The 14,680-nt window shown below is 60.1% G+C and carries 11 protein-coding genes; 7 read left to right on the forward strand and 4 right to left on the reverse strand.

Annotated features, from left to right (window positions below; genetic code table 11):
• The first annotated feature begins 53 nt into the window (after positions 1 to 53).
• The 7 genes from AC5SEM_RS20425 to AC5SEM_RS20455 all read left to right on the forward strand — a co-directional run bounded on the left by AC5SEM_RS20425 (position 54) and on the right by AC5SEM_RS20455 (position 10,071).
• A complete protein-coding gene (locus AC5SEM_RS20425; protein ID WP_007916974.1) occupies positions 54 to 1,214 on the forward strand; it encodes an efflux RND transporter periplasmic adaptor subunit in 1,161 nt (386 codons plus the stop codon).
• The gene (locus AC5SEM_RS20430; protein WP_495471154.1) at positions 1,211 to 4,312 is read left to right on the forward strand and encodes a multidrug efflux RND transporter permease subunit; all 3,102 of its coding nucleotides are present in this window, start codon (positions 1,211 to 1,213) and stop codon (positions 4,310 to 4,312) included. The genes AC5SEM_RS20425 and AC5SEM_RS20430 overlap by 4 nt, the downstream gene beginning before the upstream one ends.
• An 8-nt stretch (positions 4,313 to 4,320) precedes the next feature.
• Positions 4,321 to 4,998 (forward strand): heavy metal response regulator transcription factor, encoded by a 678-nt coding sequence (locus AC5SEM_RS20435; RefSeq protein WP_007916978.1) that lies wholly within the window; start codon positions 4,321 to 4,323, stop codon positions 4,996 to 4,998.
• Positions 4,988 to 6,352 carry a heavy metal sensor histidine kinase gene (locus AC5SEM_RS20440; protein WP_495471155.1) on the forward strand — a complete coding sequence of 455 codons (1,365 nt, stop codon included), beginning with the start codon at positions 4,988 to 4,990 and terminating at the stop codon, positions 6,350 to 6,352. The genes AC5SEM_RS20435 and AC5SEM_RS20440 overlap by 11 nt, the downstream gene beginning before the upstream one ends.
• A gap of 327 nt (positions 6,353 to 6,679) precedes the next feature.
• Positions 6,680 to 6,901: a hypothetical protein gene (locus AC5SEM_RS20445; RefSeq protein ID WP_495471156.1), complete on the forward strand. Its 222-nt coding sequence runs from the start codon at positions 6,680 to 6,682 to the stop codon at positions 6,899 to 6,901.
• A 197-nt stretch (positions 6,902 to 7,098) separates the two neighbouring features.
• Positions 7,099 to 8,415, forward strand: a complete 1,317-nt coding sequence (locus AC5SEM_RS20450; RefSeq protein WP_495471157.1) for an OprD family porin — start codon at positions 7,099 to 7,101, stop codon at positions 8,413 to 8,415.
• A gap of 147 nt (positions 8,416 to 8,562) precedes the next feature.
• Positions 8,563 to 10,071, forward strand: coding sequence for a sensor domain-containing diguanylate cyclase (locus AC5SEM_RS20455; protein ID WP_495471158.1), 1,509 nt, complete (start codon positions 8,563 to 8,565; stop codon positions 10,069 to 10,071).
• 176 nt (positions 10,072 to 10,247) lie between these two features.
• On the opposite strand, the gene lpxC is transcribed toward AC5SEM_RS20455, so the two are convergent.
• From lpxC to AC5SEM_RS20475, 4 genes are all read right to left on the reverse strand, one after another.
• Positions 10,248 to 11,159 carry a UDP-3-O-acyl-N-acetylglucosamine deacetylase gene (gene lpxC, locus AC5SEM_RS20460; RefSeq protein WP_116031548.1) on the reverse strand — a complete coding sequence of 304 codons (912 nt, stop codon included), beginning with the start codon at positions 11,157 to 11,159 and terminating at the stop codon, positions 10,248 to 10,250.
• Positions 11,160 to 11,271: 112 nt separating this feature from the next.
• On the reverse strand, positions 11,272 to 12,468 hold the full coding sequence (gene ftsZ, locus AC5SEM_RS20465) for a cell division protein FtsZ (RefSeq protein WP_016986475.1): 1,197 nt from the start codon (positions 12,466 to 12,468) through the stop codon (positions 11,272 to 11,274).
• A 69-nt stretch (positions 12,469 to 12,537) separates the two neighbouring features.
• A complete protein-coding gene (gene ftsA, locus AC5SEM_RS20470) occupies positions 12,538 to 13,797 on the reverse strand; it encodes a cell division protein FtsA (protein ID WP_007916987.1) in 1,260 nt (419 codons plus the stop codon).
• A 15-nt stretch (positions 13,798 to 13,812) separates the two neighbouring features.
• Positions 13,813 to 14,679 (reverse strand): cell division protein FtsQ/DivIB, encoded by an 867-nt coding sequence (locus AC5SEM_RS20475; protein ID WP_007916989.1) that lies wholly within the window; start codon positions 14,677 to 14,679, stop codon positions 13,813 to 13,815.
• Between the last annotated feature and the right edge of the window lies 1 nt (position 14,680).

Genomic DNA, 14,680 nt, shown 5'->3' on the forward strand with positions numbered 1-14,680 from the left:
AGTTTATAACTACCCAACCTGCCCAAACTCCAAACCTCCGGCGCCCACCCCGCATGCGAATCCAAAAGAACAAAGCCCTGCTCGCCACCCTATTGATCGTCCTCGCAGGCGCAGGTCTGTGGTACGCCCTGAAACCCGCCCCGACCAAACTCGCCACCCCCACCGCAATCCCCGTGCGAGTCATAGCGGTCAGCGAAAAAGACGTCCCCCGCTACACCAGCGGCATCGGCTCCGTCCTCTCATTACACAGCGTGGTCGTGCGCCCCCAGATCGACGGCATCCTCACCAAAATCCTCGTCAAAGAAGGCCAACTCGTCAAAGCAGGCGACCTGCTGGCCACCATTGACGACCGCTCCATCCGCGCCAGCCTCGACCAGGCCCGCGCCCAACTGGGCGAAAGCCAGGCGCAACTGCAAGTCGCCCTGGTCAACCTCAAACGCTACAAACTGCTCACCGTCGACGACGGCATCTCGAAACAGACCTACGACCAGCAACAAGCCCTGGTCAACCAGTTGAAGGCCACCGCCCAAGGCAACCAAGCCTCGATCGACGCCGCGCAAGTACAACTTTCCTACACGCAAATCCGCTCCCCGGTCACCGGCCGCGTCGGTATTCGCACAGTCGACGAAGGCAACTTCCTGCGCATGACCGACACCGCCGGCCTGTTCACCGTCACCCAGATCGACCCGATCGCCGTCGAATTCTCCCTGCCGCAGCAAATGCTGCCGACCCTGCAAGGCCTGATCAACGATCCGCAGCGCGCACCGGTCAAGGCCTACATCGGCGCCGACACCGATGGCGAAACCGGCAACCTGCTCGGCGAAGGTCACCTGACCCTGATCGACAACCAGATCAACGCCAACACCGGCACCATCCGCGCCAAAGCCGAATTCGACAACGCCAGCCAGAAGCTCTGGCCCGGCCTGCTGGTCACGGTAAAAATCCAGACAGCCCTCGACAAAGATGCGCTGGTCGTCCCGCCCACCGTTGTACAACGTGGCCTCGACCAACACTTCGTTTACCGGGTCAACGGCGACAAGGTCGAAGCCGTGCAAGTGCAGATGGTTTATCAAGGCAGCGGTCAGGACATCATCAAAGGCGTGAAGGCCGGTGACGTGCTGGTCACCGATGGCCAGTCGCGGCTTAAACCGGGTTCAACGGTGCAAGTCATGAGCGAGCCGGCGCAGGTGGTGCAAGCGGAGCCGAAACCATGAAGGCGCACAAAGGCGTCTCGACGTGGTGCATCGATCACCCGGTCGCAACCATTCTGCTGACCATCGCGCTGGTGCTGGTCGGTTTGATTGCCTTCCCGCGTTTACCGATTGCCCCACTGCCGGAAGCGGAATTTCCGACGATTCAGGTGTCCGCGCAGTTGCCCGGCGCCAGCCCCGACACCATGGCCTCGTCCGTGGCCACGCCGCTGGAGGTGCAATTCAGCGCCATCCCCGGCATGACCCAGATGACCTCCAGCAGTGCCTTGGGCTCCAGCCTTTTGACCCTGCAATTCACCCTCGATAAAAGCATCGACACCGCCGCGCAGGAAGTCCAAGCGGCGATCAACACCGCCGCCGGCAAACTGCCCAAGGACATGCCGACCCTGCCCACGTGGAAGAAGGTCAACCCGGCCGACAGCCCGGTGCTGATCCTCAGCGTCAGCTCGACGCAAATGCCCGGCACCGAACTCAGCGACCTGGTGGAAACCCTGCTCTCGCGTCAGATCAGTCAGATCGACGGCGTAGGCCAAATCAACATCACCGGTCAGCAACGTCCGGCGATTCGCGTGCAAGCCTCGGCAGACAAACTCGCGGCGATCGGCCTGACCCTTGCCGACATTCGTCTGGCGATCCAGCAGACCAGCCTCAACCTCGCCAAAGGTGCGCTGTACGGCGAATCGAGCATCTCGACGCTGTCGACCAACGACCAGTTGTTCCACCCCGAGGACTACAGCCAACTCATCGTTTCCTACAAGGATGGCGCGCCGGTTCACCTGCGCGATGTCGCCAAAGTCGTCAACGGTTCGGAAGATGCCTACGTGCAAGCCTGGGCCGGCGATCAACCCGGTGTGAACCTGGTGATCTCGCGCCAACCCGGCGCCAACATCGTTGAAACCGTCGACCGTATTCAAGCCGCCCTGCCCGGCCTCGAAGCGATGCTGCCGGCCTCGGTGCAGGTGAAAACCCTGATCGACCGCACCCAGACCATTCGTGCATCCCTGCATGAGGTCGAGATCACCCTGTTGATCGCGATCCTGCTGGTGGTCGCGGTGATGGCGCTGTTCCTGCGCCAGTTGTCGGCAACCCTGATTGTTTCGGCGGTACTCGGTGTGTCGTTGATCGCCAGTTTCGCTTTGATGTACATCCTCGGATTCAGCCTGAACAACCTGACGCTGGTGGCGATCGTCGTCGCGGTTGGTTTCGTCGTCGACGATGCCATCGTGGTGGTGGAGAACATCCACCGCCATCTGGAGGCCGGCGATGACATGCGCGATGCCGCAATCAAGGGCGCAGGCGAGATTGGCTTCACCGTGGTATCGATCAGTTTCTCGCTGGTGGCGGCGTTCATTCCGCTGCTGTTCATGGGCGGTGTGGTCGGGCGCCTGTTCAAGGAATTTGCCCTGACCGCGACCTCGACCATCATGATTTCCGTGGTGGTGTCGCTGACCCTGGCGCCGACGCTGGCGGCGCTGTTCATGCGTAAACCGGTGCACCACGCCCACGCCAAACCGGGTTTCAGCGAACGCCTGCTCGGCTGGTACGAACGAGGTCTGCGCCGCGCCCTCGACCATCAGAAATTGATGATCGGCGTGTTCGGTCTGTCGCTGGCGCTGGCCATCGGCGGTTACATCTTTATCCCGAAAGGTTTCTTCCCGGTGCAGGACACCGGTTTCGTCCTCGGCACCACCGAAGCTGCGGCGGATATTTCCTACGGCGACATGGTGAAAAAACACCTGGCGATGGCCGAAATCGTCGCCGCTGATCCGGCCGTGCAGGCGTTTTCCCATTCGGTAGGTGTCTCCGGCAGCAACCAGACCATCGCCAACGGCCGCTTCTGGATCGCCCTGAAAAAACGCGGCGACCGCGATGTCAGCGCCAGCCAGTTCATCGACCGCATCCGTCCGCAACTGATGAAAGTCCCCGGCATCGTTCTCTATCTGCGCGCTGGTCAGGATATCAACCTCAGCTCCGGCCCGAGCCGCGCGCAGTACCAATACGTGCTCAAGAGTAACGACGGCGCGACCCTCGCCACATGGACGCAACGCCTAACGGAAAAACTGCGCAGCAACCCGGCGTTCCGCGACATTTCCAACGACCTGCAATTGGGCGGCAGCATTACCCACATCAGCATCGATCGCAGCGCCGCCGCACGTTTCGGCCTGACCGCCAGCGATGTCGACGAGGCGCTGTACGATGCGTTCGGCCAGCGCCAGATCAATGAATTCCAGACTCAGGTCAACCAGTACAACGTGATTCTGGAGCTGGACACCAAACAACGCGGCAAGGCCGAAAGCCTCAACTATTTCTACCTGCGCTCACCGCTGAGTGGCGAGATGGTGCCGCTGTCAGCGCTGGCAAAATTCGATGCGCCAACCATTGGCCCACTGTCGATCGCGCATGACGGCATGTTCCCCGCCGCCAACCTGTCGTTCAACCTCGCGCCCGGTGTGGCGTTGGGTGATGCGGTGATTCTGCTCAATGAGGCCAAGGCCGAAATCGGCATGCCGACGGCGATCAGCGGCAATTTCCAAGGCGCGGCGCAGGCCTTCCAGAGTTCGCTGGCCAGTCAGCCGTGGCTGATTCTCGCGGCGCTGGTGGCGGTGTACATCATTCTCGGTGTGCTTTATGAAAGCTTCGTGCACCCGCTGACGATCATCTCGACGCTGCCGGCGGCAGGTTTGGGTGCGGTGATCATGCTGTGGATCTGCGGCCAGGACTTTTCGATCATGGCCTTGATCGGGCTGGTGTTGCTGATCGGTATCGTCAAGAAGAACGGCATCCTGATGATCGACTTCGCCCTCGAAGCGCAGCGCCACCGAGGCCTGTCGCCACAGGATGCGATTTTCGAGGCGTGCATCACGCGCTTTCGGCCGATCATCATGACCACCCTCGCCGCCCTGCTCGGCGCGCTGCCGCTGATGCTCGGTTACGGCACCGGCGCCGAACTGCGCCAACCGTTGGGGATCGCGGTGGTCGGCGGTTTGCTGGTCAGCCAGATGCTGACGTTGTTCACCACTCCGGTCATATACTTGTGGCTCGAGCGGCTGTTCCATCGGCCTAAGCCCGCGCCTTTACCAGCGCTAGCAACTACAGACTGAGGCGGGTCATGCGCGTTCTGATTATCGAAGACGAGGAAAAAACCGCGGACTATCTGCACCGCGGTCTGACGGAACAGGGTTACACCGTGGATCTGGCCCGCGACGGCGTCGAGGGTCTGCATCTGGCGCTGGAAAGCGACTACGCGGTGATCGTCCTCGACGTCATGTTGCCGGGCCTCGATGGCTTCGGCGTGCTGCGCGCATTGCGTGCGCGCAAGCAAACCCCGGTGATCATGCTCACCGCCCGCGAGCGCGTCGAAGACCGCATCAAAGGCCTGCGCGACGGCGCCGACGATTACCTCGGCAAACCGTTTTCCTTCCTTGAACTGGTCGCACGTTTGCAAGCGCTGACCCGGCGCAGCGGCGGGCATGAACCCGTGCAGGTGAGCATCGCCGACCTGTGGATAGACCTGATCAGCCGCAAGGCCACTCGCGCCGGCACTCGTCTGGATCTGACCGCCAAAGAGTTCTCGCTGTTGAGCGTGTTGGCCCGCCGCCAGGGTGAAATCCTCTCGAAAACCGCAATTGCCGAGATGGTCTGGGACATCAATTTCGACAGCGATGCCAACGTCGTCGAGGTCGCAATCAAACGCCTGCGCGCCAAGCTCGACGGGCCGTTCGACGAGAAGTTGCTGCACACCATTCGCGGCATGGGTTATGTGCTGGAGAGCCGTGGTGTCCAGTAATTCGATTGCCCTGCGCCTCAGTGGAATGTTCACGCTGGTGGCGCTGCTGGTGTTTCTATTGATCGGCGGCGCGTTGTATCAGCAGGTCGACAAAGGCCTGGGATTGCTCCCGGAAGCCGAGCTGGATGCGCGTTACAGCGTGCTCGAATCGGCACTCAATCGCTTTGGTACACCCGAGCATTGGGTGAAGATCAACGCCAAGTTGAAGCTGCTCGGCGAGGAAGACAAACGCATTCATTTCTGGGTGGTGAGCGGCGATCCGGGTTATGAATACGGTCAGCCGGATGCAGCGATTCGCGCCTTTGCCCAAGGCCCGTTGGGCATGCACGACCTGCAGTTGCCCGACCATCCTTATCCGCTGAAAGTACTGCTGACCGAGTTGCCGGCCAAAGATCAGCGCCCGCCGCTGCGCTTCATGATCGGCATCGATACCGAGACGTTTCATGAGACTCAGCACAACCTGTTGATCGCGCTGATCGGCCTGGCGATTGTCGGTGTGCTGATGGCCTCGGCGCTGGGTTATTGGGTGGCGCGGATTGGTCTCAAACCGTTGATCAAACTGTCCCATGAAGCCCAGCGTCTGGCGCCGCCGCTGCGGGCCGGGCGCTTGCGTTTGTCGCCGCTGCCACCGGAGCTTGAGCAGTTTGTCGACTCGTTCAACTCGACGCTGGAACGGGTTGAAGTCGCCTATTCGCGGCTGGAATCGTTCAACGCCGACGTCGCCCATGAACTGCGTTCGCCGCTGACCAATCTGATTGGCCAGACGCAAGTGGCGCTGACCCGTGGACGCTCTGCAGAACACTACTTCGAAGTGCTGCAATCCAATCTGGAAGAGCTGGAACGGCTGCGCTCGATCATCAACGACATGCTGTTTCTGGCCAGTGCCGATCAGGGCAACAAGGCGACCAAACTGACCTCGACTTCCCTGGCCGATGAGGTGGCAACGACGCTGGAATATCTGGATTTCATTCTTGAAGACGCACAGGTTGAAGTGCAGGTCAGCGGTGATGCGCTGGTGCAGATCGAGGTCGCGCATTTGCGCCGGGCGCTGATCAATTTGTTGAGCAATGCGGTGCAGCACACCGGCGCGGGTCAGGTGATCGAGGTGCGGATTGAGGTTGAAGCGCATCAGGTGAGTATTGGTGTGGCCAATCCGGGATCGCCGATTGCCAGTGAGCATTTGCCACGGTTGTTCGAGCGCTTTTATCGGGTGGATGCGTCGCGTAGCAACAGTGGCAATAACCATGGGCTGGGGCTGGCGATCGTCAAGGCGATTGCGCTGATGCATGGTGGAGATGTGTTTGTGCGCAGTGATCGGGGGATGAATACATTCGGGATTTATTTGCCGGTTTGACCCTCCTCCACTGATCGTTCCCACGCTCCGCGTGGGAATGCAGCCCGGGACGCTCTGCGTCCCTTCCAAAGCCGAACGCGGAGCGTCCGATGAGGCATTCCCACGCAGAGCGTGGGAACGATCTGAAGCCCCCGATCGGCTCCCTTTCCCCCTCGCCCCCTTGGGGGAGAGGGCTGGGGTGAGGGGGTTGCTCTTGGCTGCACCGCGATCTTCGACTTTTACCTCCCGCGCAACAGTCATTTATGAAAATCACGCTGTTTCCCAACGCCCGGCGACCTTATCTTTGCCCGCACCAAACAGCACTCGCCAAGCGAGAAGGTTTTCAAGATGTCCAACAGTATGGGTATTGCCAGCGCGTTCGTTTTGTCCTCATTGATCCTGTCGCCGATGGCGATGGCTGAAGAATCGCAGTCGTTCGTGGCGCACAATGTCGCTCGCGCTCAGGCCTTCGATCAGCATAAGGCCGAAGTGATGGCCAAGGCTCAGGACGCCTCGCAAGCCCCACAGGCTGCCACTTCCCAGGCTCAAGCAAGCGAGAAAGACAGCTGAGTCGCGCACCGCGCCAACGTTTCCCTCGACGCGGTTGTTTGGCTCTTCCCGTTCAACCGTCGTCATTCCAGGCCGCTGCCTTTCAGCGGCCTTTTTTCGTTGTGGTCTGAAAGCCGTTTGGTTCGTCTGTAACAACAAGAAACATCGAGCGCCTCAAAATATAGAGGCGCCAGTTGACCCAAGGAGCTCCATTGCACGTGCGTTACCCAGTCCGCTTCACCCCGCTGTTCATTGCAATTGCCGCAACGATTGCCCCTGCCGCTCAAGCCGACGAGCCTGCCAAACAAGGTTTTGTCGAGGGTTCGAGCCTCAACCTCAACGCCCGCAACTACTACATGAATCGCAACCGCTTGCAGAAAGCGGACGACAACATCGAGTGGGGCCAGGGCTTTCTCGGGGTTTTCCAGTCGGGTTACACCGAAGGCACGGTCGGTTTCGGCATTGATGCCCACGCCATGCTCGGGTTGAAACTGGATGGCGGTGGCGGCACCGACGATTCGAGCATCCTGCCGGTCAGAGAGAACGGCGGCAAAGCGCCGGGGGCGTTTTCCACCGCAGGTGGCACGCTGAAAATGCGCGCGTTCGATACCGAGTTGAAGGCCGGTGATCTGTTCCTCACCAACCCGGTGATTGCCGGCGGTGACACGCGCATGCTGCCGCAGACCTTCCGTGGTGTGAGCCTGACCAACCACAGCTTCGACGGCTGGTTGATCGAAGGCGGCCAGGCCAGTTTCACCAAGCCTTACAACCAGAGTGGCCACACACGCATCGGCACTTCCTACGGGACATTGGCCGAGGGCGACGAGAGTCAGCACCTGAACTGGGCCGGCGTGGCCTGGAGCGGTGTCGAAGGCCTGACCAGCAGCCTCTACGCCTCGGAGTTGAAGGACATCTGGAACCAGTACTACTACGACCTCGACTACACGTGGCAGTTGAACGATCTGGTCAGCCTCAACCCGGGCCTGCACTTCTATCACACGCAAGACACCGGTGATGCGCTGCTGGGCAACATCGACAACAACACCTACAGCCTGCATTTCACCGTTGGCGTCGGTAATCACAGCGTTACTGCCGCGTATCAGCGGGTCAACGGCAACACGCCGTTCGACTACATCAGTCAGGGCGACAGCGTTTATCTGGATAACTCACAGCAGTATTCCGACTTCAACGGCCCGAACGAACGCTCGTGGAAGCTCAAGTACGCCTATGACTTCGCCGGTGTCGGCGTACCGGGACTGACCTCGTCTGTGTCCTACTCGCGCGGCACGGTGGATCTGACCAAGGTCGACCCTGACAGCAAAGGCTATTCCAATTGGTACAGCGCCGATGGCCGCAACGCCAAACACTGGGAACGCGATCTCGACTTGCAGTACGTGGTGCAGAGCGGTCAGGCCAAGGATCTGGCGGTGCACCTGCAATGGGCGACCAACCGTGGCGGCAACGGTTACGGCGTGATTGATTCGGACACAGATGAATACCGCGTAATCATCGACTACCCGATCAACGTCTTCTAAGATCGGCGCCCATAACACCGTCTTGAATTCAGTGATGCACCCTGTGGGAGCGAGCCTGCTCGCTCCCACATTAGGAATGGTTTCTGGCTTCGGCTGTGGTGTTTGGCCTACTACGCTTATAAGACTCCCCCAACCGACAGCCCAATCATGATCGCGAGCCGTACCCCACCCGTTTCGGGCAAGACCGGACGCCCCGAGTTGCTGCTGATCTGCGGCAGTTCGCTGACCGTGATCGCGATTCTGTGCATCGTCACATTCCTGCTGATCCGCGAGCACGCCAACGCTCAGGAGTCGGCGACCCGCAGCGCCACCACCATTGCGCAACTGATCGACGCCGATGTGCTGCGCACCGTCGAGTTGTACGACTTGTCCCTGCAAGGCCTGATCGCTGCCGCCCAACGCGATGATCTGCAAACTGTCTCACCGCAGATCCGTCATCTGGCGCTGTTCGACCGCTCCACCACCGCGCGCTTCAAGGGCGACATTCTGTTGCTCGACAAACACGGCGATGTGGTCGCCGACTCTTCGCGAATCGAGCCGAAACCGGGCAACTTTGCCGACCGCGACTACTTCCTCGCCCACGCGCTCAACCGCGATGTCGGCATGTTCATCAGCCGCCCGTTCAAGACCCGTTGTGACTGCGACGAAGCCAACCAGTGGCGAATCAGCTTCAGCCGACGGATTTCCTCGGAAAAAGGTGAGTTCGCCGGCGTGGCCGTGGCGTCGATGAAGCTCGACTACTTCGACCAGCTGTTCAACAGCCTCGACATCGGCAAAGACAGTACGCTGAACATCATCGATAACGACGGCGTGCTGCTGGCGCAGAAGCCTTATCTGCAAAGTGATTCCATCGGCAAAAGCTTCGGCAACCGGCCCAACGTCATACGGATTCTGCGCGACAAGAGTGGCAATGGCAGTTTCAACAGCGTTTCCAGCATCGACCATCAACAGCGCCTGTATACCTATTCGCGGGTCGGCAATCTGCCGTTGATCGTGATGGTCGCGCTGTCCAGCGACGAGGTGTTCGGCACGTGGCGTCGTACCGCCCTGTTGATCAGCGGCGCCACGGGGGTGTTGTGCGTGGGTTTGCTGTGGCTGACCTGGCTGTTGGCCCGCGAGTTGCGCTTGCGCCAGCGGGCCGAGCGCGAGCTGGCGCAACTGGCCGCCACCGACGCGCTGACCGGTGTGGCCAATCGGCGGATGCTCGATCAGGCGTTGCGTCATGAGTGGTTCCGCGCCCAACGCTCGGGCAAGCCGATGTCGGTGATGATGATCGATGCCGACCACTTCAAGGCGTTCAATGATCGGCATGGCCATCAGGGCGGGGATCAGGCGCTGAAGACGCTGGCCAGGGTCATTACTGAAAGTGTGCGGCGACCGGCGGATCTGGTCGCGCGCTATGGTGGCGAGGAGTTTTCGGTGATTCTCGCCGAGACCGACGGTCATGGCGCGCAACAGATTGCCGAGCATATTCGTCAGGCGGTGGAGCAGTTGCCGTTGGTCGATGGGGCCGAGCGGCCGATGACGGTGAGCATTGGCATCGCGACGTGGACGGCGGCGAGTGAGATGACGCTGGAGCAGTTGTTGTTTGCGGCGGACAAGGCGTTGTATCAGGCCAAGGAAGGTGGGCGTAATCGGGTGGTGGTGGCTTCCTGATAGATGTAGTGGCTTCACCGGCCCTATCGCGAGCAGGCTCACTCCTACAGGGGAATGCATTTCAAATGTAGGAGTGAGCCTGCTCGCGATGGGGCCGGCCCAGGCAACACAAAAACTGCAGGCATAAAAAAAGGCCATCCGAGGATGGCCTTCAAAAAACTAGAGAGGTTTTTTACTTACACCGCCGCAACCGGGCGCATGTAAGAGATCGGTGCAGTACTGGCGTCTTCGAACGTCACCACTTCCCAAGCATCTGTCTGCTCAATCAACTTGCGCAGCAGCTGGTTGTTCAGTGCGTGGCCGGACTTGAAGCCCTTGAACTCACCAATCAGGCTGTTACCCAGCAGGTACAGGTCGCCAATGGCATCGAGGATCTTGTGCTTCACGAATTCGTCTTCATAGCGAAGGCCGTCTTCGTTCAACACGCCATCGGCATCGACCACGATTGCGTTTTCCACGCTGCCGCCGAGTGCGAGGTTGTGCTTGCGCAGGTACTCGATATCACTCATGAAACCAAAGGTACGGGCGCGGCTGACTTCTTTTACGAACGAAGTGCTGGAAAAATCCACGCTTGCACTTTGGGTGCGGTCCCGGAATACCGGGTGATCGAAATCGATCTCGAAGCTCACCTTGAACCCTTCGAAAGGGACGAAAGTGGCGCGCTTGTCGCCGTCTTCCACTGTCACTTCACGCAGGATGCGGATGAATTTCTTGGCGGCGTCCTGTTCTTCCAGGCCTGCCGATTGAATCAGGAATACGAAAGGTCCAGCGCTGCCATCCATGATCGGGACTTCGGACGCGGAGAGCTCGACGTAGGCGTTATCGATGCCCAGGCCAGCCATGGCCGAGAGCAAGTGCTCTACCGTGTGCACTTTGACGTCGCCTTTAATCAGCGTCGTCGACATAGTGGTCTGACCAACGTATTCCGCGCGGGCAGGAATCTGCACCACAGGATCGAGGTCAGCGCGACAAAACACAATGCCAGTGTCGACAGGCGCAGGCTTGAGGGTCAGATAGACCTTCTCACCGGAGTGCAGGCCGACACCTGTGGCACGGATAATATTTTTCAGTGTGCGTTGTTTAATCATGGCATGGGCCGCTTGAGCGCAAATTGCGAACTGGTATCAACAAAGGCTGGCGATGATAGCAGACCATGCCTTTGCTGAACACCAATCACCTTCATAGCCCTGATACATTCCATCAATCGGCCTGACGACGCAGGAAAGCCGGGATGTCCAGGTAATCCAGATCATCTTGCGGATTCATCTTCGCGGCAGCCGCAGCACCGGCCTGAGCCTGGTTGCGCATGACGGTCGGACGGTCCAGATCACGGTAGTTAACCGCTGGCGCTTCCTGACGGGCCGGAGCCGGTTGTTGTACCTGGGCGGATGCCATGGAGGTGTGAACGGTGTTGTCGATGACCTTTACAGGCTTCTCGATTTTCGCGCCCAGACCGGTGGCAACTACAGTTACGTGCAGCTCGTCGCGCATGTCCGGATCGATAACGGTACCGACCTTGACCATCGCGTGCTCGGAAGCGAAGGCTTCGATGATGCTACCCACGTCGGAGTACTCACCCAGAGACAGGTCAGGACCGGCGGTGATGTTCACCAGGATGCCGCGTGCGCCTTGCAGGTTCACGTCTTCCAGCAACGGGTTGCGGATCGCCGCTTCAGTGGCTTCACGTGCACGGTTCGGACCGCTGGCGCAGCCAGTGCCCATCATCGCCATGCCCATTTCGCTCATCACGGTACGCACGTCGGCGAAGTCGACGTTGATCATGCCCGGACGCTTGATGATGTCGGAGATACCGCGAACGGCACCGGCCAGTACATCGTCAGCCTTGGCGAAAGCCGACAGCAGGCTGGCGTCTTTACCGAGGATAGTCAGCAGCTTCTCGTTGGGAATGGTGATCAACGAGTCAACGCTTTCGGAGAGCATGCGGATGCCTTCATCGGCGATCTGCATACGCTTGCGGCCTTCGAACGGGAACGGACGCGTTACGACAGCAACGGTCAGAATGCCCATTTCCTTGGCCACTTCGGCGATGATCGGCGCAGCACCGGTACCGGTACCGCCGCCCATGCCAGTGGTGATGAACACCATGTTGGTGCCCTGCAGGACTTCGGCAATGCGCTCACGGTCTTCGAGAGCGGCCTGACGACCTACTTCAGGGTTGGCGCCAGCGCCCAGACCTTTGGTCACGCCGGTGCCCAGTTGCAGAATGGTACGTGCGCCGATGTTTTTCAGCGCTTGAGCATCAGTGTTGGCGCAGATGAATTCAACGCCTTCGATGTTGCTCTTGACCATGTGATTGACAGCGTTGCCGCCGCCACCGCCAACACCGATAACTTTGATTACCGGGCTTGCGGGGATGTTGTCTACGAGTTCGAACATTTTCCCTCTCCTTACATTCTCTAGTTTTTTCGCCTACTGCTTTTTTTGTTGCGGTGTTGCGGTAAAGCTTTAGAAGTTGCCTTGAACCCACTTCTTCAATCGGTCCAGCAACGGCGCCTGTGGCTCTTCGTTGCTGTAGCTGTCGCGGCTGCCGATGCCGGAGAACGAAACCCCGTCGGACTGCTTTTGCAGGCCATACATCAACAAGCCAACGCCAGTGGAATAAATCGGGTTGCGCACCACGTCATCCAGGCCTTTCACGCCATGCGGCACGCCGAGGCGTACCGGCATATGGAAGATTTCCTCGGCCAGTTCAGTGGCGCCTTCCATCTTCGACGTACCGCCGGTCAGGACGATGCCGGCCGGGATCAGGTCTTCGTAGCCGCTGCGACGCAGCTCGGCCTGAATCAGCGTGAACAGTTCGTCGTAACGCGGCTCAACCACTTCGGCCAGGGCCTGACGCGACAGTTCGCGCGGTGGACGGTCGCCAACGCTTGGCACCTTGATGGTTTCACCGGCACCGGCCAGTTTGGCCAGGGCGCAGGCGTAGCGAATCTTGATCTCTTCGGCGTACTGGGTCGGGGTGCGCAACGCCATGGCGATGTCGTTGGTCACCTGATCACCGGCAATCGGGATCACTGCGGTGTGGCGGATCGCGCCTTCGGTGAAGATCGCGATGTCGGTGGTGCCGCCGCCGATGTCGACCAGGCACACGCCCAGTTCTTTCTCGTCGTCGGTCAGGACCGAGTAGGCCGAGGCCAGTTGCTCGAGAATGATGTCGTCGATTTCCAGGCCGCAGCGACGCACGCATTTTTCAATGTTCTGTGCAGCGTTGACGGCGCAGGTGACCACGTGAACCTTGGCTTCCAGACGTACGCCGGACATGCCCAGTGGCTCGCGAACGCCTTCCTGGTTATCGATCACGTAATCCTGCGGCAGGGTGTGCAGCACACGCTGGTCAGCCGGGATCGCCACAGCCTGAGCGGCGTCGAGGACGCGCTCAAGGTCGGCCGAGCTGACTTCGCGATCACGGATCGCGACGATGCCGTGGGAGTTCAGGCTGCGGATGTGATTGCCCGCCACGCCGACGAACGCCGAGTGAATGCGGCAGCCCGCCATCAGTTGGGCTTCTTCGATCGCGCGCTGGATCGATTGCACGGTGGACTCGATGTTGACCACCACGCCCTTCTTCAGGCCACGGGACGGATGGGTACCGATCCCGACGATTTCCAGCGAGCCGTCGTCGGAAACCTCGCCGACCAGCGCCACCACTTTGGAGGTGCCGATATCGAGACCGACGATCATTTTGCCGCTTTGCACGTTTGCCATGGGTCCTGCCTCTTCTTAATTCTTTGCGACAGCGGGTTGGGCTGTCGTCGGCGCTACTGGTTCCCGCCAGCCAACAGCAAGGCCGTTGGCGTAGCGCAGATCGATGCGCGCAATGTTCGTAATCTGGTCTTTAAGTGTCTTGTCATAGATGGCGATAAAGCGGCGCATCTTTTCCACCAGGTTGCCGCGTCCCAGCAGCAACTCGATGCCGGGGCCGGAACTGCCGGCACCGGTGGTCAGGAACCAACTCCCGCGTTCACGCAATTCCAGGCGCGCAATCGAGAAGCCCAACGGCCGCAGCATCTGGCTCAGCACCTGATACTGCTGCATCACTTGCTGCTGGGCCCGTTGTGGACCGAACAGCTGTGGCAGGTGTTCGTAGTTCGCCAGTTCCTTGGGCGTAAACGCCTGGCCCTGGTTGTTCAGTAACGACTCGTCGCCCCACCGTGCGACCGGCAGTTGTTCTTCGAGGCGGATCACCACCTGGTCCGGCCACACGCGACGGACTTCGGCGTGGGCGATCCACGGCATCTGCTCAAGCTCGGTGCGCATGCCGGCCAGGTCGATGGTGAAGAAGCTCGACGCCACGTACGGGGCGATCCGCTGCTGCACCGCTTGCTGGCTGATGTAGCTCAGGTCGCCCTGCACGGCGATCTTGGTGATCGGCCGGTCGGCGTACGGCAACAAACGCGTCGCGCCTTCGTAAGTACCGAAGCCCAGCACCACCAAAAGCACCGGCCAGAACAGACTTTTCAGAAAGCTGAAATTGGCTTTCGGCAGGCGCGCGGACATCGGCTCTTTCGCCACCATTCGGCTGGCACCCCGTGGCACCGGCTTGCGGCCGGGTGCGGGAGGCTGATGTCGGAGCTGAGCGCCTTGCATC

This window comes from Pseudomonas sp. CH61, assembly GCF_059429415.1.

Excerpts from the sequence above, each read along its gene's own strand:
- AC5SEM_RS20435 (WP_007916978.1), top strand. The coding sequence starts at position 4,321 with ATGCGCGTTCTGATTATCGAAGACGAGGAAAAAACCGCGGACTATCTG.
- lpxC (WP_116031548.1), bottom strand. The coding sequence starts at position 11,159 with ATGATTAAACAACGCACACTGAAAAATATTATCCGTGCCACAGGTGTC.
- ftsZ (WP_016986475.1), bottom strand. The coding sequence starts at position 12,468 with ATGTTCGAACTCGTAGACAACATCCCCGCAAGCCCGGTAATCAAAGTT.
- AC5SEM_RS20455 (WP_495471158.1), top strand. The coding sequence starts at position 8,563 with ATGATCGCGAGCCGTACCCCACCCGTTTCGGGCAAGACCGGACGCCCC.
- ftsA (WP_007916987.1), bottom strand. The coding sequence starts at position 13,797 with ATGGCAAACGTGCAAAGCGGCAAAATGATCGTCGGTCTCGATATCGGC.
- AC5SEM_RS20445 (WP_495471156.1), top strand. The coding sequence starts at position 6,680 with ATGTCCAACAGTATGGGTATTGCCAGCGCGTTCGTTTTGTCCTCATTG.
- AC5SEM_RS20475 (WP_007916989.1), bottom strand. The coding sequence starts at position 14,679 with ATGCAAGGCGCTCAGCTCCGACATCAGCCTCCCGCACCCGGCCGCAAG.
- AC5SEM_RS20425 (WP_007916974.1), top strand. The coding sequence starts at position 54 with ATGCGAATCCAAAAGAACAAAGCCCTGCTCGCCACCCTATTGATCGTC.
- AC5SEM_RS20430 (WP_495471154.1), top strand. The coding sequence starts at position 1,211 with ATGAAGGCGCACAAAGGCGTCTCGACGTGGTGCATCGATCACCCGGTC.